The sequence below is a fragment of the Belliella filtrata genome, from assembly GCF_022549775.1.
Classification (GTDB): Bacteria; Bacteroidota; Bacteroidia; order Cytophagales; family Cyclobacteriaceae; genus Belliella; species Belliella filtrata.
On the sequence record NZ_JAKZGP010000004.1, the window covers coordinates 1 to 21,923 of the forward strand.

The 21,923-nt window shown below is 37.7% G+C and carries 19 protein-coding genes and 1 pseudogene; 10 read left to right on the plus strand and 10 right to left on the minus strand.

Translation table 11 applies throughout. The features are described 5' to 3' along the window. Positions 1-160: pseudogene (locus tag MM239_RS21280) on the minus strand (IS256 family transposase); the annotation flags it as partial. 209 nt (positions 161-369) lie between these two features. Then, a complete protein-coding gene (locus tag MM239_RS02865; RefSeq protein ID WP_241346451.1) occupies positions 370-1,347 on the minus strand; it encodes a tryptophan 2,3-dioxygenase family protein in 978 nt (325 codons plus the stop codon). Positions 1,348-1,466: 119 nt separating this feature from the next. Here MM239_RS02865 and MM239_RS02870 point away from each other — a divergent pair, with 119 nt between their 5' ends. Beyond that, positions 1,467-2,675, plus strand: a complete 1,209-nt coding sequence (locus MM239_RS02870; RefSeq protein WP_241346452.1) for an acyl-CoA dehydrogenase family protein — start codon at positions 1,467-1,469, stop codon at positions 2,673-2,675. Between the two features lie 230 nt (positions 2,676-2,905). Here MM239_RS02870 and MM239_RS02875 read toward each other — a convergent pair whose 3' ends face one another. From MM239_RS02875 to MM239_RS02890, 4 genes are all read right to left on the minus strand, one after another. Beyond that, positions 2,906-3,589: a TrmH family RNA methyltransferase gene (locus MM239_RS02875; protein WP_241346453.1), complete on the minus strand. Its 684-nt coding sequence runs from the start codon at positions 3,587-3,589 to the stop codon at positions 2,906-2,908. 9 nt (positions 3,590-3,598) lie between these two features. Then, the gene (locus MM239_RS02880) at positions 3,599-6,223 is read right to left on the minus strand and encodes a DNA gyrase/topoisomerase IV subunit A (RefSeq protein WP_241346454.1); all 2,625 of its coding nucleotides are present in this window, start codon (positions 6,221-6,223) and stop codon (positions 3,599-3,601) included. 225 nt (positions 6,224-6,448) lie between these two features. Further along, positions 6,449-8,350: a DNA topoisomerase IV subunit B gene (locus tag MM239_RS02885; protein WP_241346455.1), complete on the minus strand. Its 1,902-nt coding sequence runs from the start codon at positions 8,348-8,350 to the stop codon at positions 6,449-6,451. A 40-nt stretch (positions 8,351-8,390) separates the two neighbouring features. Next, positions 8,391-8,888 (minus strand): DNA topoisomerase IV, encoded by a 498-nt coding sequence (locus MM239_RS02890; RefSeq protein ID WP_241346456.1) that lies wholly within the window; start codon positions 8,886-8,888, stop codon positions 8,391-8,393. 123 nt (positions 8,889-9,011) lie between these two features. On the opposite strand from MM239_RS02890, the gene MM239_RS02895 reads away from it, so the two are divergent. Further along, positions 9,012-10,271: a sterol desaturase family protein gene (locus tag MM239_RS02895; RefSeq protein WP_241346457.1), complete on the plus strand. Its 1,260-nt coding sequence runs from the start codon at positions 9,012-9,014 to the stop codon at positions 10,269-10,271. Continuing rightward, positions 10,255-10,653, plus strand: coding sequence for a hypothetical protein (locus MM239_RS02900; protein WP_241346458.1), 399 nt, complete (start codon positions 10,255-10,257; stop codon positions 10,651-10,653). The genes MM239_RS02895 and MM239_RS02900 overlap by 17 nt, the downstream gene beginning before the upstream one ends. A gap of 137 nt (positions 10,654-10,790) precedes the next feature. Here MM239_RS02900 and MM239_RS02905 read toward each other — a convergent pair whose 3' ends face one another. Both MM239_RS02905 and MM239_RS02910 read right to left on the minus strand, forming a co-directional pair. Continuing rightward, positions 10,791-11,720 carry an ROK family protein gene (locus MM239_RS02905; RefSeq protein ID WP_241346459.1) on the minus strand — a complete coding sequence of 310 codons (930 nt, stop codon included), beginning with the start codon at positions 11,718-11,720 and terminating at the stop codon, positions 10,791-10,793. A 48-nt stretch (positions 11,721-11,768) separates the two neighbouring features. After that, positions 11,769-12,257 (minus strand): YkgJ family cysteine cluster protein, encoded by a 489-nt coding sequence (locus tag MM239_RS02910; protein WP_241346460.1) that lies wholly within the window; start codon positions 12,255-12,257, stop codon positions 11,769-11,771. A 108-nt stretch (positions 12,258-12,365) separates the two neighbouring features. Between MM239_RS02910 and MM239_RS02915 the strand changes: the two genes are divergently transcribed. Next, on the plus strand, positions 12,366-12,725 hold the full coding sequence (locus MM239_RS02915; protein WP_241346462.1) for an arsenate reductase family protein: 360 nt from the start codon (positions 12,366-12,368) through the stop codon (positions 12,723-12,725). Between the two features lies 1 nt (position 12,726). Here the strand turns inward: MM239_RS02915 and MM239_RS02920 are convergent, their stop codons facing one another. Next, entirely contained in the window at positions 12,727-13,554 is an 828-nt protein-coding gene (locus MM239_RS02920) for a CvfB family protein (RefSeq protein WP_241346464.1), read from the minus strand. Positions 13,555-13,681: 127 nt separating this feature from the next. On the opposite strand from MM239_RS02920, the gene MM239_RS02925 reads away from it, so the two are divergent. The 5 genes from MM239_RS02925 (at position 13,682) to hppD (ending at position 19,211) form a co-directional block, all read left to right on the plus strand. Then, positions 13,682-14,572, plus strand: a complete 891-nt coding sequence (locus MM239_RS02925; protein WP_241346598.1) for a 3-hydroxyacyl-CoA dehydrogenase family protein — start codon at positions 13,682-13,684, stop codon at positions 14,570-14,572. Positions 14,573-14,736: 164 nt separating this feature from the next. Continuing rightward, positions 14,737-15,354, plus strand: coding sequence for a deoxynucleoside kinase (locus tag MM239_RS02930; RefSeq protein ID WP_241346466.1), 618 nt, complete (start codon positions 14,737-14,739; stop codon positions 15,352-15,354). A gap of 181 nt (positions 15,355-15,535) precedes the next feature. Continuing rightward, complete coding sequence (locus MM239_RS02935; RefSeq protein WP_241346469.1) at positions 15,536-16,945, plus strand: TlpA family protein disulfide reductase; 1,410 nt, start codon at positions 15,536-15,538, stop codon at positions 16,943-16,945. Positions 16,946-17,059: 114 nt separating this feature from the next. Further along, a complete protein-coding gene (locus tag MM239_RS02940; RefSeq protein ID WP_241346471.1) occupies positions 17,060-18,061 on the plus strand; it encodes a lysophospholipid acyltransferase family protein in 1,002 nt (333 codons plus the stop codon). A gap of 55 nt (positions 18,062-18,116) precedes the next feature. Beyond that, positions 18,117-19,211 (plus strand): 4-hydroxyphenylpyruvate dioxygenase, encoded by a 1,095-nt coding sequence (hppD, locus tag MM239_RS02945; protein WP_241346473.1) that lies wholly within the window; start codon positions 18,117-18,119, stop codon positions 19,209-19,211. A 105-nt stretch (positions 19,212-19,316) separates the two neighbouring features. On the opposite strand, the gene MM239_RS02950 is transcribed toward hppD, so the two are convergent. Then, on the minus strand, positions 19,317-19,844 hold the full coding sequence (locus MM239_RS02950) for a DUF4269 domain-containing protein (protein WP_241346474.1): 528 nt from the start codon (positions 19,842-19,844) through the stop codon (positions 19,317-19,319). Between the two features lie 194 nt (positions 19,845-20,038). On the opposite strand from MM239_RS02950, the gene MM239_RS02955 reads away from it, so the two are divergent. Further along, positions 20,039-21,772, plus strand: a complete 1,734-nt coding sequence (locus tag MM239_RS02955) for a phospho-sugar mutase (RefSeq protein WP_241346475.1) — start codon at positions 20,039-20,041, stop codon at positions 21,770-21,772. The last annotated feature ends 151 nt before the right edge of the window (positions 21,773-21,923 follow it).

The following is a 21,923-nucleotide window of genomic DNA, read 5'->3' on the forward strand; positions in this document are numbered from 1 at the left end:
CGATCTCACCTTCAAGTAGTGTATTTACCATACCTTGCAAAATCTCACTGAAAGGACTCTCTTTTCCAAACAACCCTTTTTTACTGTAAAGACGTTCTTTCAAACGTTCACTCATCTCAGGATCATTTAAAATATCCTCAATTCTCTTTTTCTTGTTCATCTTTTGTAAAGTTAGCAGACACACTTAAATGAACAGTCTCGAATTTGGCTAGAATTATATCTAGCCCTTCACCTACACTTTATTACTTCAAACTTATCTGGCGGAAAAAAGAAGCATTTAGGCATTAAGTTTCTACAAGATTTAGAGATCTTGATTGAATATACTTGGTTCTTTTTTACATTTTACTTTGTACTTTCTTTTATCTCCCTCTACTCTCTTACATTTCCAACATCCTCTCCAAAAATCTCCTTTACTACCCAGCCTTTACCCCAATCATTCATTTCCTCTTCTGTCCAAAGCGCTGGGAAGAAGATTACCTTTTGGAATCGAGGAGGTAAGTATTTTTGCCAGTTGGTACCTCCAGTAGCTGCAATATCTTGCGGGTCTTTCTGAAGATACCTGACAGCGGATTTGTAATGAGCCAAGGGCCAAAACACATTAGCCTTGAGATCCAATTGTTTCATCAAGTCAATGAGTGCTTGATCCTTATTTTTGCATTCCTCAAATTTCTTCCAAATATTTTTGGATTCAAATGAAACCATCAGCTCCTTAAGCATTTTACCATATTTCTCTTCAAAAGACTTGAGTGTAAGGGTCTTTTCTCCAGTAGCAAGTTCAATAGCACCTTGCTGCCAATAGAGCATTTCGAACTGCTCATCAGCAGAAAGAGAATTATTTAAACCATTTCTTTTTTCAACATGAAGGAGGTTCTTCACGTCCGTTGACATGATTTCGATGATTCTAAATTGAGCACTTTGAAATCCTGAAGAAGGAAGTAAGGACATCCGAAATTTTAAGAATTGCTCCTTTTCCATTCCCTTCCACATCACTGCAAAAGAAGAAATCAAGTGATCAAAATACATGATTATTCGCTCTAGCCTTTGGGTGAAAAAGTTGCTGTCTATAGCTTCCTGATCAGCAATTTGCTCTAGCTCCCATATGATCAATTTGAAGTATAGTTCGGTGATCTGATGATAGATGATAAAAATCTTCTCATCCTTAAAAGAAGTCTTTGGCTGTTGAAGTGACAGCAAGACGTCCAAGTTGATATAATCCCAATAAGTCAAATAATCCGCATAAAGCAATCCCTCAAGATAAGAAGTAAGATCTTGCCCAGAAGCTTTGAATTTCTCTTGAAGTAACTCTATTTTCTCTAAAACGTCTTTTTGATCAGGAACCGGGCTCATGTGCTAAAATTTTGTCAATTAAGGTAGTTTTTTATCTCGCTTCTTGCTTAATTCAAGGCAAGAATGGTGAAATAGCTAGCGCAAAAATCCATTATAATTAGCATAAAACCAAAATAGATATGAATCCAAATCAAGTAAATACAAAATCTACCAAACAAGACCTATTTGAAGGCGTTGATTTTTATGAGATTGACGACCTTCTGACAGAAGAGCACAAGTTAATCAGGGGATCGATAAGAGATTTTGTCAAAAAAGAAATCAGTCCAAATATTGAAAAATGGTCTCAAGATGCTCACTTTCCTTCAGAGATTGTTAAGAAATTTGGAGATGTGGGGGCTTTTGGCCCTCAGATTCCTGAAGCCTATGGAGGAGGAGGGCTTGACTATATCTCCTATGGATTGATCATGCAAGAAATCGAAAGAGGTGACTCTGGAATGAGAAGCACGGCGTCTGTTCAGGGCTCTCTGGTCATGTACCCTATTTATAAGTTTGGAAGCGAGGATCAAAAAATGAAGTATCTTCCAAAGCTTGCATCTGGTGAAATGTTAGGTTGCTTTGGACTTACAGAACCTGATCATGGTTCTAACCCCAGTGGAATGGTTACCAACTTTAAAGATATGGGGGATCACTACCTGCTCAATGGAGCCAAGATGTGGATTTCCAATGCACCAGAGGCAGATGTGGCTGTAGTTTGGGCAAAAAATGAAGAAGGTCGTATCCATGGATTGATCGTGGAACGAGGTATGGAAGGGTTCAGTACGCCAACGACACATAGCAAATGGTCGCTTAGGGCTTCATGTACTGGTGAATTAGTCTTTGACAATGTCAAAGTTCCAAAAGAAAACCTACTGCCAGAAAAATCTGGCCTTGGCGCTCCTATGATGTGCCTAGATTCGGCTAGATATGGTATCGCTTGGGGAGCTGTGGGAGCTGCTATGGACTGCTATGATGCTGCTCGTAGGTACGCTATAGAAAGAATTCAGTTTGACAAACCTATTGGATCATTTCAATTGATTCAAAAAAAGCTTGCTGAAATGCTCACTGAAATCACCAAAGCTCAACTGCTCAACTGGAAGCTGGGAAAAATGATGAATGAAGGTAAAGCTAGTACAGCTCAAATTTCCCTTGCAAAACGTAATAATGTAGCCATGGCCTTGGCTATAGCTAGGGAGGCAAGGCAAATACATGGAGGCATGGGTATCACGGGAGAATACCCTATGATGAGACATATGATGAACCTAGAGTCTGTTATTACCTATGAAGGCACCCATGATATTCACCTATTGATCTTAGGTCATGCAATCACCGGAATTCCAGCTTTTAAGTAGTTTGAATTTTGTAGGCCTTATTTGTAAAAGTAAAAATGCGGTGAAAACATGTGGCTCTTTTTAGAAATTGGATGTTATTTGATACTTGACAGAAAATCATTCTATGATTACCATCACCGATCACAAAGAAAAATGTCTTTGAATGAACCAAAACTTAGCAATCAATACCTAAGTGATTATTATTCCCGATCCATTGAAACTTTAGAAAAAAGCCCATTCCCGGGCTTTTTTTATTTGATTTTACTATAAAACTCTCTTTCGTGGATATCAGCATTTTTCACAATCGCTCTGTACCATTTTGATCTCAGTTTTTCTTTTTCAAATTCATCAATATAAAAATCAGGTATTTGCATAGACAAGGCCTTTCGCTGTAAGTCAAACAAAAAAATAGAGGCAGCCACAGATATATTAAAACTCTCTGTAAACCCATCCATTGGAATATGAACCAAACCATCTGCTTTTGCAATCATTTCTTCACTTACGCCTTCATGTTCATTGCCAAAAACCAATGCCGTCTTCTCCGTCGCAGGTAGGTCGTGTATGGATATGCTTCCCGTTCGTGGACTTGTTGCATATACTTTGAAGCCTTTTGCTCTTAGGTCAGATAAGCAACAAGCTACTCCATTGCCTCCATAGTTGCTGTATTTATGAATATCTACCCATTGGGATGCTCCTCTTGTGACATAAGGATTGACTTTATATTCTTGCTCATCCTCAATCATATACACATCTTGAATTCCAAAGCAATCAGCCGTCCTGAGGACGGCCGAAGCATTGTGTGACTTGTAGATATTTTCCAGCACAATGGTGAAATACTTGGTTCTTTTTGCCATCACTGCCTCCATCATTTCTAATTTGTGAGGTGTAATGTATGTGGCCAAATATGCTAAGAATTGCTTCTCTTTCTCCTCCATGCTTTGAATTTAAAATAAACCTAACTGATCCTCATCCTCTTTTTGAATCTTCAGATCCAAAGTAGTACCTACTGGAATAGAATCATCCGTTTCCCCTTCTCCCTCTGAATTACCATCATCTTCACCCTCCTTTTCATTCTTCTTTGGCTCGATCAATTCAAGCGAAAGAATAGGGTGTGAGGAAACTTTATTTCCCATCGCTTTCCATCCTTTGACATCTATTAGCATGTCAAAATCGTATTCTACAAATTCCTTCTCTTTACCTTTTTGAAGTTCTACTTTGACTTGTGGATCTTTTGCAGTTGTGATCAAGGTTAGTGTTGATTGCTTATGATCTGAGATGAAATTGAATTTTTTATTGAGCGTAGAAGTCTCTATCAAGAACCTTTTGACAATATAATTCTTAGATATCCCATCAAAGTAAATCGCAGATACTACTTTCTGAACATCAAACTTCTGTATCAATAGAACTTGTTGAGACTCATACCTATTGGTCAATTCAAATGTAGTCAACTCATATTCTCCATTTTTGTAGAATACGATAATCTTATCTTCTCCAAGAAAATTCCCTATCAAAGTACCTCTCTGATCGGTATTTAATCTACCTACTGAAGGATCATAATACACATCCAAGCCTCCTAAGGTAGAAACTCCTTCCATTTTAAACTGAATTTTTCTAACTGGATATCTTGTCAGAATATTACCACCAGCACCTCTACCCTTGATTTCAATCGTACTAAACTCAAAGTCAAATACCTTTACTCTTGCCTTGGCTCCTTGCGTCAAATAGACAGTTACTATTTCTGCTTCTCCATTAGGATTGGCAGTGAGATAGAGGACCTTGGAGCCTTTAGTTCCCTTTGTCAATGGGTATTCTCTATCCCTTGTCACTGCAAGCACTTGAAAACGCTTCACCATAGCCCTTCCAGAGATTCCGTCTAAGTAGATCAGGTTATAAACCATACGCTCATCTCCTTTTCTGAAAATCCCTACATACAATATATCCTTGCCTACAAATCCCTTCTCCTGAATCCTGGTGACCATACATACACCATCTCTTCGTATTACAATCACATCATCCAGATCAGAGCAATCACATACAAACTCATCTTTCTTCAATCCATACCCCACAAATCCATCTGCTCTATTGACGTATAGTTTGGCGTTATTTGCAGCTACTACCGTGGCTTCGATTTGGTCAAAAGTCCTGATCTCAGTCTTACGTTCTCTGCCTTTACCATATTTTGCAAGCAAATTCTCATAGTACTTGATCGCAAAAGCGGTCAAATTCTTCAAGTTATGATTGACTTCTTTGAGCTCATCTTGCAGCTTTTTCATCAACTCGTCTGCTTTGAAGGCATCGAATTTAGAAATCCTTTTTATTCGAATTTCAGTAAGCCTGATAATATCATCTGTGGTAATCTCTCTGTAGAAATCTGGCTTGAACGGATCTAAACCTTTGTCAATAGTCTGTATTACCGCATCCCAAGTTTCACACTCCTCTATGTCTCTATAGATCCTGTTTTCGATAAAAATCTTTTCCAAAGATGAAAAAAGAAGCTTTTCCATCAATTCAGCCTTTCGAATCTCAAGCTCTCTCTTGAGCAAAGCTTTTGTCTGCTTGGTATTGTATTCCAAGATATCATTGACAGAAAGAAAAACTGGTTTCTCTTCAATGATAACGCAGGCATTTGGTGAAATACTTACTTCACAATCAGTAAATGCATAGAGTGCATCTATTGTCATGTCAGGAGACTGCCCTGGTGCAAGCTGGATTGCGATTTCAACTTCTGCAGCAGTATTGTCTACTACTTTTTTGATTTTGATCTTCCCCTTGTCATTGGCCTTGATGATCGAATCTATCAAAGAATTGGTAGTAGTACCAAAAGGTATATCTTTGATTAATAAAGTTTTATTATCCCCTTCTTCAATCTTTGCCCTAACTTTTATTTTCCCACCTCTAAGCCCTTCATTGTATTCTGAAAAATCTGCCATCCCTCCAGTAGGGAAATCAGGAAGTATATTGGTCCTCTCTCCTTGAAGTATTTGAATAGAACCTTGTATCAATTCAATAAAGTTATGAGGCAGAATCTTAGTAGATAAGCCAACTGCAATTCCTTCCACACCTTGAGCAAGTAAAAGTGGAAATTTTACAGGAAGGGTAACTGGCTCCTTTTTTCTACCATCATAAGACAGTTGCCATTCAGTAGTCTGTGGATTGAAAACTACCTCAAGGGCAAATTTAGACAACCTAGCTTCAATATACCTAGATGCAGCAGCTCCATCTCCAGTACGGATATCTCCCCAGTTTCCTTGAGTTTCTATCAAAAGCTCCTTTTGCCCCAAATTGACAATCGCATCACCTATAGATTGATCACCATGTGGATGATATTGCATAGACTGACCGATGATATTTGCCACCTTATTGAATCTCCCATCATCCATCTCTTTCATGGCGTGAAGGATTCTTCGCTGTACTGGCTTGAGACCATCTTCTATAGCTGGAACAGCCCTTTCAAGAATCACATAAGAAGCATAGTCCAAAAACCACTCCTTATACATTCCTGTAACAGGAATGGATTCATTTAAGCTTTTGTCGTTTTCCTCTGGTATATTTTTATTTTCCTCGCTCATGCAATGTACTTATTATACAATTTCTTTATTAACATCCCTGCCGAAGCTGAGAATTTTAGTCCCGATAGGCATCGGAATTAGATCTTAGAGCTAAGATTTGACATAGCCTCAGCCTGATAAAAACTAACTTTACTTAATAGTCTCTTTTCCGCCTCTTGTTTCTTGCCTCTTGTCTCTAATCTCTCGTTTCTCGTCGCTATCTCGCTGTTTCTCGCTTCTCGCTTCTCAAGCCGCAGTATCTTCCTCTTCATCAGATCCTTTTCCTGCAGGATCATCATGGACAATATCTTTTTCGATTTTGAGGTTATCGATGATAAATGTTTGTCTATCGGGCGTATTTTTCCCCATATAGAAACCTAGCAGGTCAGCTATTTTTGTTTCTTTATTCAAGATGATGGGCTCTAGCCTGATATCTTCACCGATAAAAGTCCCAAATTCATTAGGAGAAATTTCTCCTAACCCCTTAAATCGCGTGATTTCAGCCGTTTTCCCAAGCTTGTGAATGGCACGTTGTCTTTCTTCATCAGTGTAGCAGTAGATCGTTTCCTTCTTATTTCTCACCCTAAATAGTGGGGTATCTAAGATATATAAGTGACCATTTTTCACCAAATCTGGGAAGAATTGTAGAAAATAAGTCATGATCAGAAGTCTAATGTGCATGCCATCAACATCCGCATCTGTTGCTATCACAATTTTTCTATACCTAAGACCATCTATACCATCTTCGATATTCAAGGCATGTTGCAACAAGTTGAATTCTTCATTTTCATAGACTACTTTTTTGGTCATCCCGAAGCAGTTCAAAGGCTTACCTCTTAAAGAAAATACGGCTTGAGTTTGTACGTCTCTTGACTTGGTAATCGAACCTGATGCAGAGTCCCCTTCTGTGATAAAGAGCATGGTGTTGTTTTTTTTCTCTTCATCACTTTTGGGATCATCATAATGAACCCTACAATCTCTCAATTTCTTATTGTGAAGGTTGGCTTTTTTAGCCCTTTCATTTGCAAGCTTTTTGATACCAGAGATTTCCTTACGCTCACGTTCGGATTGTAAGATTCTTTTCAACAAAGCATCCGCTGTTGCAGGATTTTTATGAAGGTAGTTGTCTAGTTCAGTTTTGAGAAAATCGTTGACAAATGTTCTCAAGGTAGGACCATCTGGCCCTGTAGTCTGCGAACCAAGTTTGGTCTTGGTCTGTGATTCGAAAACTGGCTCCTGAACCCTCACCGCAATAGCAGCAACTACACTTTGTCGAATATCAGAAGCATCATAATCTTTCTTGTAAAACTCTCTGATAGTCTTTACAATAGCCTCTCTAAATGCCGCTAAGTGAGTACCTCCTTGTGTGGTAAACTGTCCGTTGACGAAGGAATAGTACTCTTCACCATATTGATTGCTATGGGTAATTGCTACTTCTATATCATTGCCTTTCAGATGGATAATAGGATACCTGCTACTCTCTTCATCTACTTTTCTCTGTAGGAGGTCATAGAGCCCCTTTTCAGAAAAGTATTTCTTCCCGTTAAAGTTGATCGTCAGTCCAGCATTCAAAAATGCATAGTTCCAAATTTGATTTTCTAGGTATTCTGGAATGAAATGGTAGTTTTTGAACACTGAAGCATCTGGGGAAAAAATAATTTTCGTTCCATTTCTATCCGAAGATTTGCTAATGGGTTGATCTTTGACCAGAACGCCTTTTTCAAATTCAGCTACTTTGGTTTCCCCATCCCTATAGGATTGTACTTTGAAGTAGTCTGACAAAGCATTTACCGCTTTGGTACCTACCCCATTCAAGCCTACAGATTTTTGGAAAGCTCCCGAATCGTACTTACCTCCAGTATTTATCTTGGAAACACAATCTATTACCTTCCCTAGAGGAATACCTCGTCCATAATCTCTTACCTCTACTTTATGCTCAGATATTTTGATATCGATCGTACGACCATGTCCCATCATGTGCTCATCGATACTATTGTCCAAAATCTCTTTAACAAGTACATAGATACCGTCATCTTGAGCACTACCATCTCCCAACTTACCGATATACATACCTGGCCTAAGCCTGATATGCTCTCTCCAATCCAAGGACTTGATACTATCTTCTGTGTATTGAACGTTTTCTGCCATTTTCTAAATCTCCACTTAATTGACTATGATAATATTCAGGTTACTGGCCTAATTTTACGGAATTGAACTTCTTTATCAAAATCCAAAATAATGCTCCTATCCAAACCGTAAACAAAATCGGGACAAGGTAAAAGAAAAAGCTGAAGTCACCAGCACTAATCTCATGCTGATTGTTGATACTATGTATAAAGAAAGCCATGATAATCAATGCAACATTTACAATTCCTACAAAGCTATACATCCATGCTAGCATGTAATCAGTCAACAATTCTCCTTTGGGGAAAATCCTTCTCAAGCTTGGCACACTTTGATTTTCTATCACTTTGGCAGGTATCACCAAAGCAATGTTAAGCAATATAAAAGTGATAACTCCTCCATAAAAAAATGTTTCCTTAGTCAGTACCTTGTCAAATCCTCCACCTTCATCTAACTGATATGCTACAATATCTGCGAGTGCAGCATATATGTAAAGAAACACAAATACAAATAATAATACTGTCGCAAAATGGAATACTTTACCAAATCTATAATACATCATGTTTGTCAAATTAAGGCGCTAATATAAAGATTTATGCTAAGCAAAATCGAATCTGATTTTTCGTTTATTCAGTTTTTATAATTAGTTTTCTGACAACATTAAACCCAAAAAGCTGATAATAAGATGAATCTAAGCCCTGTTGTCATTGCCATTCCTATGTATTTTCTTTTAATGGCAATTGAATTGATCGTCCTAAGGTTTCAAAAAAATCCGAGTTATAGAATGAATGATGCCATCACCAACATCAACCTTGGTGTAGTATCTCAAGTCACTGGAGTCTTTTTGAAAATCCTTTCTATTGGCATTTACACAATTTTATTTGAAAAATTCGCTTTGCTTTCTATTCCTAACAATCTTTGGAGTTTCCTTTTGCTATTTTTCCTTTATGATTTCTGTTACTATTGGGCACATCGCAAGTCTCATGAGATCAATTTATTCTGGGGAGGACATGTAGTACACCACTCTTCAGAAGAATACAATCTCTCCGTGGCTTTGAGACAAAGCTCCACTCAAACAATTTGGACATTTATGTTTTACCTACCACTAGCAATTATCGGTTTTGACCCAATTCAATTAGTTTTGGTATCTGGACTGAATCTTTTGTACCAATTCTGGATACACACAGAAGCAATTGATAGAATGGGTTTTTTGGAAAAATTCATGAACACACCTTCTCATCATCGTGTGCATCACGGAAGAAACCCCAAATACATCGATAAAAATCATGGAGGGACTTTTATCATTTTCGATAAGTGGTTTGGTACTTTTCAAGAAGAAGAAGAAAGACCGACCTACGGAATTACCACGCCAGTCAACAGCTGGAACCCTGTATGGGTAAATTTGTCTCACTATGTCAATATGAAAAATGAGCTGGCTCAAATCAAAACCTGGAGGAATAAACTTAAGTACCTATTTTACAAACCAGGCTGGTTACCCGATGATCTCGGAGGGTATAGGGCAGTAAAAGACATAGGTCCTGATTACAAAAAATTTGATACCACTGTCCCAAACGCTTTGAATCATTATGTATTCTTTCAATACCTCATACTCATGGGCTTGACAGCCTATTTCCTTTTTAACTTAAACAAGCTTGATGTGACTCAGCAAATCAGTTTTTCTGTATTGATAATTTGGAGTACTGTTAGTTTTTCAGCGATTTTTGAGCAAAACAAATGGTATCAAATTCAGGAGATTATTCGTGTGGCAATACTTTCTGCATTCATTGTGTACATTGCAATTGCTGAAATAGACCAAAATATAATATTGATTGTACTTTCAGGCTACACATTATGCTCGTATTTTTGGCTTTGGAAAAATCACAGGACCATCCAAAGATTTCAAAAGTCCGTTTCAAATCAAATAGAAAATGTACAACAAATATAGATGCATAGTAGGTAGTTTACTTATACTAGTCTTGTTTTCATGCTCTGGAAAATTAGACGTAGAAGACATTAACTTAGTTGACTGGAAAAATGATCGCTATGGCTGCAATGGATTGAGAATTCAGCAGCTTGAGCAATTTCAAAAAATTAAAAACAACTTTCTCGGTGCCAATAACCAAAGCTTGATAAAAACCTTCGGGAGACCAGATCGTGTCATTCTCGTTGATAAGAGTCAGAGCTATTTTTACTACTTTTTCGAACCTAGTTCAAGTAAAGAATGTCCCGCTTATGAAGGAGATGAAACACAACCACTGAAAGTCATGTTCAGACTCAATGCCATCAATAAAGTTAGTGAAGTCACAATCAGCAGATTGGAACCATAACTTTAACTATTAACCTAAAAATTTAATACATTTTAAATAAAATAAGCCTGACAGCTATTAAGGTTTGTAAAGGATAAAACACTTTACTTCCAATAAAGCTATCAGGCTTTTAATTTTTATCAGTCAAATACTGCATATTATTCTTCCATAAAACATAAGGCAGCTGCTCCCAATGTGCCAGCATTGTTTTCTAAGGTAGCTTTCTCCATCTTGAGATCATCTACATAGTATTTGGTAAGAAACTGTCTTACCGTCTTATCCAAAGCAGGCATCATAAATTCTAATCCAGCAGAAATCCCACCACCAAAATAGACTTCAGTCACATCCAGTATTCTAATCGCTGATACGATAGCCTCACCCAGTACACGTGCCACTTCTTCAAACACCATGATAGAAACTTGGTTACCCTTCTTTGCTGTATCTACTAGCAGGTGCGTACCAAGTTCTTTCCCAATCAGGTCTTCACCGGCCAAGTCAGGGTATGCCCTTATCATTCTGTCCATGATTCTTAAAATCCCATCTCTTCCGATGATTCTTTCAAGTCCTTCATTACCTCTGGACATCATATGGCCCATCTCCATAGCATTGCCTCTTGAGCCTTTGAAAACCTGTCCATCAGCAATCATCGCACTGCCAATACCTGTTCCCATGGTGATAAAAAGGAAGTTTGGTGAAGGGTTCCCTTTGCCATACCTAAATTCACCAACTGCTGCTGCCGCTGCGTCATTCTCTAAAAAAAACTTCTTGTTTGGATATTTATCTAACAAGCCTTGCTTTAAGTTAAATCCATTCAAAGCAGGAATTGCTGGGATTTCTAGTGTTGTAGTTCTATCCTTAGATATAAGACCCGGAAGACCTATACCGACTTTTGTCACCTCTGGATATTTTTCCAAATATTTACCAACCACCTCAATGAAACATTGATTGAATCCTCTTGGATCATCTCTGTATGGAGTGGTATCTTCTTTGTCAAAAGATACTATTTCACCAGCACGATTGACTAAGCCAATCTTTAAGTGAGTACCTCCTACATCTACTCCCAAAAAAAGCTCGTCATTGTTATTCATAATTTTTTATCAATAGGTTTAAGGTGCTAAAATAGTAAACTCAATCCTTTACTTCCTAAAATCTTTGCCAAAGTCTTGAAATATTTCATGTACAGCAGGACATACTTGGGTATTTGTCAAAGTCAGGTTAAGGATACCATGCATGTTTTTGCGGTTTGTATGGGGGTATTCTCTACATGCTTTTGGCCTTTCTTCATATACAAAGCAAGTATTGTCTTCATTTAGAAATGGACATGGGGATGATTGCAATACAAAATCACCATCCTCATCCCTGTAAAGGTATTCATCTATAAATGCTGAAGATTTCATTCTGAAAACCTTGGCTAATCTATCAATATCTGTTTGAATAAAAATCGGGCTTGTCGTCTTACAACAATTGGCACAAGTCAAGCAATCAATTTTTGAAAACTTTTCCTCATGGGCATCTGAGAACATTTCATCTAAGGCCTTAGGTTTTAATTTCCTCAGGCGATCCTTTGTCCTTTTGTGTGTTACAAAATCCGCCTTTGCTTGATTTTTAAAATTTTCTAAATCCATTCTAATTCAAAACAGTAAATAAATTTCTTTTACTACAATTTTATCGGTTTATTATTTTTATTTTCAAATTTAAACCTTAACTTATACCATCACCAAACGCATACTGTCATGAAAATGCATCCAAACGAACTGTTCTTCTACTACAATCCGACTCACAATGTAGACAAGCAAGTGCGGGCATATGCCCATGCAGTCGCTAAACACGTCAATGAAATTAACATAGACAAAGAGAGAATCACATCTACTGGCTGGAGATCAATATTGACTAAACTTAACCTTAGGCCTAAAGACCTATTGAACCGAGCACATCCTGACTATCAGTCGCAAATCGCTGGCAAGAGCTGGGACGATGAAAGCTGGCTACAAATATTAATCAAATATCCGCACCTGATCAAGGCTCCTATAGCCATCATGAAAGATAAGGCGGTACTCTGCACATCACCCAACCAAATCCTAAGGCTACATTAACTTAGAGCAACTCGATACCATCCTGTCGGATGTTGATCAATTTTGCACTATAAAGTTGTCCAATGGATTGTTTGAAATGCTTTTTACTCATACCCAATAACTCTTTAATGGACTCTGGGGATGATTTATCATGAAGGGGCAAAAATTTCTTAACTTTTAATAAAGCAAGGATTTTTTCAGCCCCTTCCTCGTATTTTTCTCTTCCTGAAGGTGTCAAACTAAGGTCCAGCTTACCATCATCCCTTTTCTTTTTCACAAAAGCCCTTACTTTCTGCCCCAATTCAATAGATTCAAACACCTCATTTCTATAGATCAAACCTTCAAATGCCTGTTCTATCAAAGCTTTGTAACCAAGATCTGATTGAGCAAAAATGAGTGCTTCCACTTCTTGCCCTTCCTCAAATCCTCGCGTATCCTCCTCTAAAAAATCATCATATTTATTGACACCAATTAGCCTATTGGTCTTAAAATCTATACTTACCCTGATCAAATACTTCTCACCTACTACCATATCCCCTCGCATTTCGGATTTCGGGACAAAGAGGTCTTTCATCAATCCCCAATCCATAAATGCACCAAACCTAGTGATTTCCTTTGCCTCCATCACTGCAAATTCATCCAACAAAGCTACTGGTGGTGTGGTGACCGCTACAGGCCTGTCCTCACTGTCAGTATATACAAAAACATCTATTTCAGTACCAGTTTCGATATCTTCTGGTAGATAGCTCTTCGGCAAGAGGACTTCTCCCCCATCATGCAATGCCAAATAAGCACCATTTGCTGTAAATCTATTGATCAATAGGCTGTTGATTCTTCCTAATTCTTTCATACCTCAAAGGTAAAGAAATAACTTGATGTAGAAATTGGAAAAAGTACCTAATCGGCTTAGATTTGGCTTTGATCCGAAACTTTTCTGATCTTGAAAGATTTAAAAATAAATGTAAACCCAATAAATGATGAAAAATATAGCTGTAATTGGCTCAGGAACTATGGGCAATGGAATCGCTCATGTATTTGCACAAAATGGTTTCAATGTCGCCTTGATCGATGTCAATCCCACCGCTCTAGAGAAAGCAATCGCAACCATTCAAAAGAATCTTGATAGACAAGTCTCTAAGGGTGTTCTCAATGATGAACAACGTGAAACTGCACTAGGAAACATCAAGACTTATGCTCAACTATCCGAAGGTGTTGTGCAAGCAGATTTAGTCGTAGAAGCAGCAACTGAAAATGTGGACATCAAATTGAATATATTTAAGGAGCTTGATAAGGTATGTCCTCCACATACCGTCCTAGCTTCCAACACAAGCTCTATTTCTATCACCAAAATAGGTGCTGCAACTAATAGGCCTGACAAAGTAATCGGCATGCATTTTATGAACCCTGTTCCAGTCATGAAGCTGATAGAAGTGATCAGAGGCTATGCCACCTCTGATCAAGTTACCAATGAAATCATGGAACTTTCTCGAAGCCTGGAAAAAGAGCCTGTAGAAGTAAATGATTATCCTGGCTTTGTAGCAAATAGAATTTTGATGCCAATGATCAATGAAGCCATATACACCTTGTACGAGGGAGTAGCAGGTGTATCAGAAATTGATACAGTAATGAAACTTGGTATGGCTCATCCTATGGGACCATTACAACTGGCTGATTTCATAGGGCTTGATGTATGCCTTTCTATTCTAAGGGTTCTCTATGAAGGATTTGGAAATCCTAAATATGCTCCTTGCCCTCTGCTTATCAATATGGTTCAGGCGGGTTATAAGGGAGTGAAATCTGGAGAAGGATTCTATAAACATACTCCTGGCTCCAAAGAAATAATCGTATCCTCTCAATTCAAAAAATAAACACCAATTTCATTCAGTTTAGATAACCTTTCCAAAGTTAAAACTTGAACACAGTTTTTGCTTTCACATAGTAACCCAACTTTGGGAAAGTTCAAAATCTATAGGAAGCATTTCCCATTCGAAATTGAAGTAATATCAGCGTTTTATTTATTTAAAATTTCATCATGCATATCGCAGTATCAGGAAATATTGGAAGTGGAAAGACCACATTAACAGAGAAATTGGCAAAACACTATGGCTGGAAAGCAGAGTTTGAATCTGTAGACAACAATCCATACCTAGCAGATTTCTATGAAGATATGAAGCAATGGTCTTTTCACCTTCAAGTTTTCTTCTTGAATAGTAGATTCAATCAAATCAATAAGATTAGGCAAAGCGAGCAGTCGATCATTCAAGACAGAACGATCTATGAGGATGCCTATATTTTTGCAGCAAATCTTCATAAATCAAACCTTATCTCACAGCGAGATTATGATAACTACTTGAACCTGTTCCATTCTATGATTGCATTTGTACAGGCTCCTGATTTGCTGATATACCTGAAAGCAGATATCCCGAAGCTAGTAGGTCAAATCGAGAAAAGAGGTAGGGATTATGAGAATTCCATAAGGATTGATTATTTGAAAAATCTAAACTCACATTATGAAGATTGGATCGGTGGATATGATAAAGGGAAGTTACTCATCGTTGATGTCAACGACATGGATTTTGTAGCTAATCCAGAAGACTTTTCTACTATAGTCAATATGGTCGATAGAGAGATTCATGGTCTTTTTTCATGAGAAAAAAGCTGCGTTATAAAAATTAAACGATTTGAATTTTATCACATTAGTTTATCATTATTTCCAGATCATCACCTTTTTTAGGCCTTTGATAATGGTTAAATGAATCAAAAATTATGAATTACAAGAAATCATAGTTAAATTTTAGCTTGAAAATTTCCACTCACTAACACACCACATTATGAAAAGAACATCATTGCTCTGGATAGCTCTTGTGATTTTTGCTTTTGGATGCAAACAAGAAAAAGCGTTCAATCCAAAAGTTATCATCGCGGGAAACCTTTCAAATTCGGAAGCGAAGGAAATCAAAGTATACTTAGATGAAGAGATTGCCAACACAAAGCTCGAAGAAGACGGAAGTTTTCATGTAAGTTTTGATGCGGACAAATTTGAAAACTACATGCTTACAGCTGGAAGAGAGAGGCTTAACCTATTTTTGAGCCCTGGTGATAGCCTATATATCACAGGAGATGCAGCAAAGTTTGGCGAATCCATAGTTTTCTCTGGAGACCACGAAGCTGAAAATGCCTATTTGTATGAAAAAAATAATATCAATACAAAAAGCGGACTTTCAAATTACATGGAGTTGATGGGATTAGATAAAGATGCCTATTTCAAAAAGAAGGACAGCATTTTTGGTTTGACCAAATCAAAATATGAAAGTATCAAAACCGAGAGAGCATTTGACGGAGACTTTGTTACTTTGGAGGATGCCTATTATGAATATGAACCTTTGTTATATGATGCACAATACCCTATGTATTATGCTTATATCAATAAAGTGAGTCAGGATTCCATTGATTTTCCTCAAGAAGAAGTAAAAGCTAAATTCGGTCAAATCAACCTTGGAAGAGAGGATTTGTTAGACTCTCGATCTTATACCAGTGTGGTAGATAGAAGAATTGGAGAAAGGGTTTCCGAAATGATGAAAGCAGATAGTACCTTGCAGAAGGATCCATCAGGCTATGAAAATGCAAGATTCACTGCAATGGACGATATGATTGAAAACCAAGTGGTCAAAGACAAATTCCTTTTTGACTACATCAAATCCAACATGCAATATCGAGGTCCAGCACATACCGAAGCATCATACAAAAAATTCATGGAGGAAAACCAAAGCCCAAAACTTGCGGCCAAACTTGAAGCTTTAAAAGAGAAGTGGGAACCAATCATGCCTGGAAAAGAAGTACCTGATTTTTCTTTTGTAAACATAGAAGGTGAAGAAGTCAACTTGAGTGACCTAAAAGGCAACTTAGTGTACATTGACATATGGGCTACTTGGTGTGGACCTTGTATTGCTGAACACCCACATTGGGACAAAATGAAAGAAGAGTATAAAGACAAATCTATTGCTTTTCTGACAGTATCCATAGACGATTCAAAAGATCCATGGGAGAAAATGGTGAAAGCTAAAAACATGGAAGGTTTACAATGGTTTGCCAAAGATGCATGGAAATCAGAACTAGCTCAACACTTTATGGTGAATGCAATTCCAAGGTTCATCCTTCTAGACAAAGAAGGGAAAATCATCGATCCTTCAGCTGATAGGCCATCTGGTAAAATCAGAACCAAAGTAGATGAATACCTTTAAAACAGGGGAAATCTAAATTCATAGCAACTTACAATAACGAAGTCACTTGAATCACCAAAGGTGGGGAGATATTACATCTTTCCACCTTTTTTAAAGTATCACAATAGCAATTCAATGAAATATTGGTTCAACTACTTTCTCCGACTGATTGTCAAATTTGCCTTACATTTATTTTATCATAGAATAGTCGTAGAAGGGAAAGAAAATATACCTAAAAATAAGGCTGTAATCATTGTCAGCAATCACCAAAATGCCTTGATTGATCCCTTGATGATAGCTACGCATACAAGACTAGAGCCGCATTTTCTCACCCGTGCCTCTGCCTTTCGCAATCCGTTTTTTGCTAAGCTTCTAGATTACATCAGGATGATTCCCATCTATCGTGTCCGAGATGGGGTTAAAAATATGGAGAAAAACCAAGAGACCTTCGACAAGAGCATTCAGGTTCTACTTGGCAGAGGTGCCATGTTGATCTTTGGCGAGGGTAGCCATAGTACTTTGAGAAATTTGAGACCGTTGAAAAAGGGTTTTGCTAGAATCGCTTTTCAGACCTTAGAAAAAAATCCAAATCTTGATCTTGTTATCCTGCCAGTTGGTATCAATTATTCTAATCATTTCCAGTCTGGAAGCAAAGTCCGCATCACCTTTGGAGAATGTATAGTGGCAAATACCCATTACCCGAACTTTGATAGCTTAATCAAAACCACTCATCAAGGGCTTGAAAAACTTGTGGTCAGCATACCTGATGATAACTATGAAAATCTACTTTGTAGTATGATTGAACACCGCATTGACCTGACTTCAAAAGTAGCTATTGATCAATTCATCCAAGAAACACCGGCACTTAACAAACCTTTAAAAACCACCTACCTGCGCAATAAACTGATGAAGCTTTTTCATTTGCCGCTCTACTGGTCATGGCTGCGCATGTCTAGAAGTGTCAAAGACGCTACCTTTATAGCAACTTTCAAATTCATCATTGGGTTGGTCGGATTACCCATATGGTATTTTATCTTTACACTAGTCAGCTCAGCCCTAGGACATAAGGATTGGGCATTTACTTATTTACTTCTTGCAGTTATATTCCTTTTGACAAACAAAAACCCACAAAAATAGTCTCACATATTTTTTTATCTTTGTAACTATCAGTATAAACCCAAATTTGAACAAAATGGAACAAGATTTTCTCCCAATCAATGGGACAGATTATGTTGAAATGTACGTGGGCAATGCCAAGCAATCAGCCCTCTATTATCAGTATGCCTTTGGCTATGAATTGATAGCATATGCAGGCCCAGAGACCGGAATCAGAGACCGCGCTTCTTATGTATTGAAACAAGATAAAATAAGGCTGGTACTCACTACCCCCTTGCAGCAAGACCACCCTATAGCTGATCATATCAAAAAACATGGTGACGGTGTCAAGGTTCTTGCTCTATGGGTAGATGATGCCGAGAAGTCTTGGAAAGAGACCACATCAAGAGGTGCCGTTTCTTATCAAGAGCCTAACATTCTCAAAGATGATAATGGAGAAGTAAAAGTAGCTTCTATCAGAACATATGGCGAAACGATTCACACTTTCGTAGAAAGGAAAAACTATAATGGTATTTTCTTACCTGGCTACAAACCCAGAACATCAGAATACAAAAGTACTTCGATTGGACTTAAATACATCGATCATTGTGTCGGTAATGTAGGTTGGGGTGAGATGAATGAGTGGGTAGATTTCTATGAAAATGTTATGGGATTCAAACTACTGATCACTTTTGATGATAAAGACATCTCTACAGAATACTCTGCATTGATGTCCAAAGTAGTCTCCAATGGCAATGGCTACATCAAGTTCCCAATCAACGAACCTGCCGAAGGAAAGAAAAAATCTCAAATTGAAGAGTATTTAGATTTTTACAATGGTGCAGGTGTACAGCACATGGCAATTGCCACAGATGATATTGTCCATACAGTATCAGAATTGAGAAAAAGAGGTGTTGAGTTTCTAGAAGTGCCCTCAACATACTACGATGATTTACTAGACCGTGTAGGAGAAATCGACGAAGACCTTCAGCCACTCAAAGACCTTAATATTTTGGTAGATAGAGATGATGAAGGTTATTTACTACAAATCTTCACCAAGCCTGTACAAGATAGGCCTACTTTATTCTATGAGATCATCCAAAGAAAAGGTGCCAAATCCTTTGGCAAGGGTAATTTTAAGGCACTTTTCGAAGCCATTGAGCGAGAACAAGAATTAAGAGGTAACTTATAAATTGTACCTTGCTGTCTCAGCTGTGACCTAAATGTGATGAATTGTACTTTTGAATTCATTAATTTAAACTTGATTACAGGTGAGACAGCTTTTTCACTTCAATTATCAAATCTCATTTTCCAAAGCTAAAAGGGCTTCATAAGGATCCCCTTTCAGTCCTAGAAGCTTAGCAAATGCTGGTTCAGTCTTGAAGCCTTGCCTTTTCAAAGCTATAATTTCCTGTCTAAACTCCTCCCCCATTTTTAGCAACAAGCCATACTCAATCAGCATGTGTCTAAAGGCATACTGGTCTTTGGTTGGTGTCTTTTGTCCGAAAATTTCAATCTCAAAGTCCCCTACAAAAAAGCAAGCAATCACTGAATACCCTGTATGCTTCATAGCTTCCCTGATTTCAAAGCCTGGAAGTGACCCAAAGTAATCAATTAGGTTTTGCTTAAAATCTTCTGCATATTCATAAGTGCAAATGATATCCAAATCACTACTTTCTATATCTATATTAATAGGAAATGTACCCACTAGAATCGGCCTATAACTTTGGAGTACTCCGAAAACATCAAGAGAATCAAGTAACCTGTGAGCACGCTTATGCCTTTCACTTCCATTAAGCAAGTAGCTAATATTTGAAAAATCCATAGTGTGAATTTAACTTTTTCATTATTGATTTCCAGTTCAGTTCCATAATAATTTATCAACTAATTGATCAATTGTATTTGCTAACCTCAAAAAACTTTCCCAACAAAACATTTTTATTAACGATAACAACCCAAACCTTTCACATTGAATCCTAAAATTTATAACTTGAACGCTCATTCAAACTTTTTATTAAAATGAACATTGTAGATCCAATAATAAGGGCAAAAGCAGAGTCTTGGCTCAATAGCAACATCGACGAAAAAAGTAAAGTCGAAATTAGAAATTTATTAATGTCTGGTGATACCACTGAACTTGTAGATTCATTCTATAAAGACTTAGAGTTTGGTACAGGTGGACTTCGAGGCTTAATGGGTGTAGGTTCCAACAGGATGAATGTCTATACCGTCGCTATGGCTACTCAAGGCCTAGCAAACTACCTTTTGAAATCATTCCCAGGAGAAACCATTGCTGTTGCGATCACTCATGATTCTAGAATCAACAACACCCTTTTTGCTGATACTACTGCAAATGTATTCACCGCAAATGGCATCCATGTAAAGTATTTCAAAGAAATGAGACCTACACCTATGTTATCATTTGCCATTAGGCATTTTGGCTGCAAAAGTGGTGTAATGGTGACAGCTTCTCACAACCCAAAGGAGTACAATGGGTACAAAGCCTATTGGGAAGATGGTGGTCAAGTAGTGGCTCCACATGACACCAACATCATCACTGAAGTCCAAAAAATCACCTCTGTAGATGATGTCAATTGGAACAAAAATGATGATTTGATCGAATTCATAGATGAAAACTTCGACTTTATTTACCTCAATGAAGTAAAAAAACTTAGCCTTTCTCCAAATGAAATCATGCTGGAACGTGCCATGCCAGTTGTATTTTCACCAATTCATGGTGCTTCTGGTAAGATGGTACCAGCTGCACTGAAAGTATTTGGCTTTGAAAATATTCACGTGGTCGAAGAACAAGCTGAACCAAATGGGAATTTCCCTACGGTAGTTTACCCTAATCCTGAAGAAGCTGAAGCGCTAAACATGGCCTTAGAGCTTGGGAAAAAAGTCAATGCTTCTCTTGTACTTGCCTGTGACCCAGATGGAGACAGGTATGCTGCATGTGTACCTGTTGGAAATGGAGATTTCGAACTACTCAATGGAAACCAAACAGGTTCACTCATTACCTATTACTTATTGAACAAGTGGAGAGAATTTGGTCGACTCACAGGAGATCAGTTTATGGTTAACACTATCGTGACCACAGAGCTGATCGATGAGATTTGTAAAAGTTTTGGTGTCACTTGTTACGCAGTACTTACAGGATTCAAAAATATCGCAGAGGTCATTAGAGAGCTTGAAGGTAAGCAGACATTTATAGCAGGAGGTGAAGAAAGCTACGGATACCTCGTCGGTGACTTTGTAAGAGACAAAGATGGTGTGTCTGCCTGTGCCATTGTAGCAGAGATCGTAGCTTACTACAAATCAAAAGGACAAACTATCCAAGATGTGTTAGCGGAAATTTACATGCAATTCGGTTTCTACAAAGAGCATTTGATTTCAGTAACTAAAAAGGGCAAGGATGGGGCAGAACAAATACAAAACTTAATGGCAGGGTTTAGGTCAAACAGACCTTCAGAAATCAATGGTGTAAAGGTAAGTAAGATTGTAGATGTAAAAGAAAGCAAGGTCTATGATATGATCAATCAAACTGAAAGTGAATTGGCTTTGGCAAAGTCTAACGTTATCCAGTTCTATTTAGAAGATGGTAGCAAGATTTCTGCGAGACCTTCTGGAACAGAGCCAAAAATAAAGTACTACTTCTCCGTCAATGAAAAGCTTCCAAATAAAGAAGCATACAGAGCTGTAGAAAAATCACTCCAAGAGAGAATTGAAGGATTAAAAAGCTTTTTTGCTTAAAAAAATCATGAAAAAGGCGATCTCCAAAGCGGTCGCCTTTTTATTTTTAAAGCTTTGTAAGCTTAATGCTATACAACGCTTAAAGTATCTTCTAAATCCGCAAGAGAATGCTGTAATCTATAGATTTATAGCGACACAGGACCTTACAGGT

What these genes read in the sequence shown, in the direction of transcription:
- MM239_RS02910 (WP_241346460.1), bottom strand. Translation starts at nt 12,257, where the DNA reads ATGGATTTAGAAAATTTTAAAAATCAAGCAAAGGCGGATTTTGTAACA.
- MM239_RS02880 (WP_241346454.1), bottom strand. Translation starts at nt 6,223, where the DNA reads ATGAGCGAGGAAAATAAAAATATACCAGAGGAAAACGACAAAAGCTTA.
- MM239_RS02935 (WP_241346469.1), top strand. Translation starts at nt 15,536, where the DNA reads ATGAAAAGAACATCATTGCTCTGGATAGCTCTTGTGATTTTTGCTTTT.
- MM239_RS02865 (WP_241346451.1), bottom strand. Translation starts at nt 1,347, where the DNA reads ATGAGCCCGGTTCCTGATCAAAAAGACGTTTTAGAGAAAATAGAGTTA.
- hppD (WP_241346473.1), top strand. Translation starts at nt 18,117, where the DNA reads ATGGAACAAGATTTTCTCCCAATCAATGGGACAGATTATGTTGAAATG.
- MM239_RS02925 (WP_241346598.1), top strand. Translation starts at nt 13,682, where the DNA reads ATGAAAAATATAGCTGTAATTGGCTCAGGAACTATGGGCAATGGAATC.
- MM239_RS02890 (WP_241346456.1), bottom strand. Translation starts at nt 8,888, where the DNA reads ATGATGTATTATAGATTTGGTAAAGTATTCCATTTTGCGACAGTATTA.
- MM239_RS02870 (WP_241346452.1), top strand. Translation starts at nt 1,467, where the DNA reads ATGAATCCAAATCAAGTAAATACAAAATCTACCAAACAAGACCTATTT.
- MM239_RS02895 (WP_241346457.1), top strand. Translation starts at nt 9,012, where the DNA reads ATGAATCTAAGCCCTGTTGTCATTGCCATTCCTATGTATTTTCTTTTA.
- MM239_RS02905 (WP_241346459.1), bottom strand. Translation starts at nt 11,720, where the DNA reads ATGAATAACAATGACGAGCTTTTTTTGGGAGTAGATGTAGGAGGTACT.
- MM239_RS02900 (WP_241346458.1), top strand. Translation starts at nt 10,255, where the DNA reads ATGTACAACAAATATAGATGCATAGTAGGTAGTTTACTTATACTAGTC.
- MM239_RS02940 (WP_241346471.1), top strand. Translation starts at nt 17,060, where the DNA reads ATGAAATATTGGTTCAACTACTTTCTCCGACTGATTGTCAAATTTGCC.
- MM239_RS02930 (WP_241346466.1), top strand. Translation starts at nt 14,737, where the DNA reads ATGCATATCGCAGTATCAGGAAATATTGGAAGTGGAAAGACCACATTA.
- MM239_RS02950 (WP_241346474.1), bottom strand. Translation starts at nt 19,844, where the DNA reads ATGGATTTTTCAAATATTAGCTACTTGCTTAATGGAAGTGAAAGGCAT.
- MM239_RS02915 (WP_241346462.1), top strand. Translation starts at nt 12,366, where the DNA reads ATGAAAATGCATCCAAACGAACTGTTCTTCTACTACAATCCGACTCAC.
- MM239_RS02885 (WP_241346455.1), bottom strand. Translation starts at nt 8,350, where the DNA reads ATGGCAGAAAACGTTCAATACACAGAAGATAGTATCAAGTCCTTGGAT.
- MM239_RS02875 (WP_241346453.1), bottom strand. Translation starts at nt 3,589, where the DNA reads ATGGAGGAGAAAGAGAAGCAATTCTTAGCATATTTGGCCACATACATT.
- MM239_RS02955 (WP_241346475.1), top strand. Translation starts at nt 20,039, where the DNA reads ATGAACATTGTAGATCCAATAATAAGGGCAAAAGCAGAGTCTTGGCTC.
- MM239_RS02920 (WP_241346464.1), bottom strand. Translation starts at nt 13,554, where the DNA reads ATGAAAGAATTAGGAAGAATCAACAGCCTATTGATCAATAGATTTACA.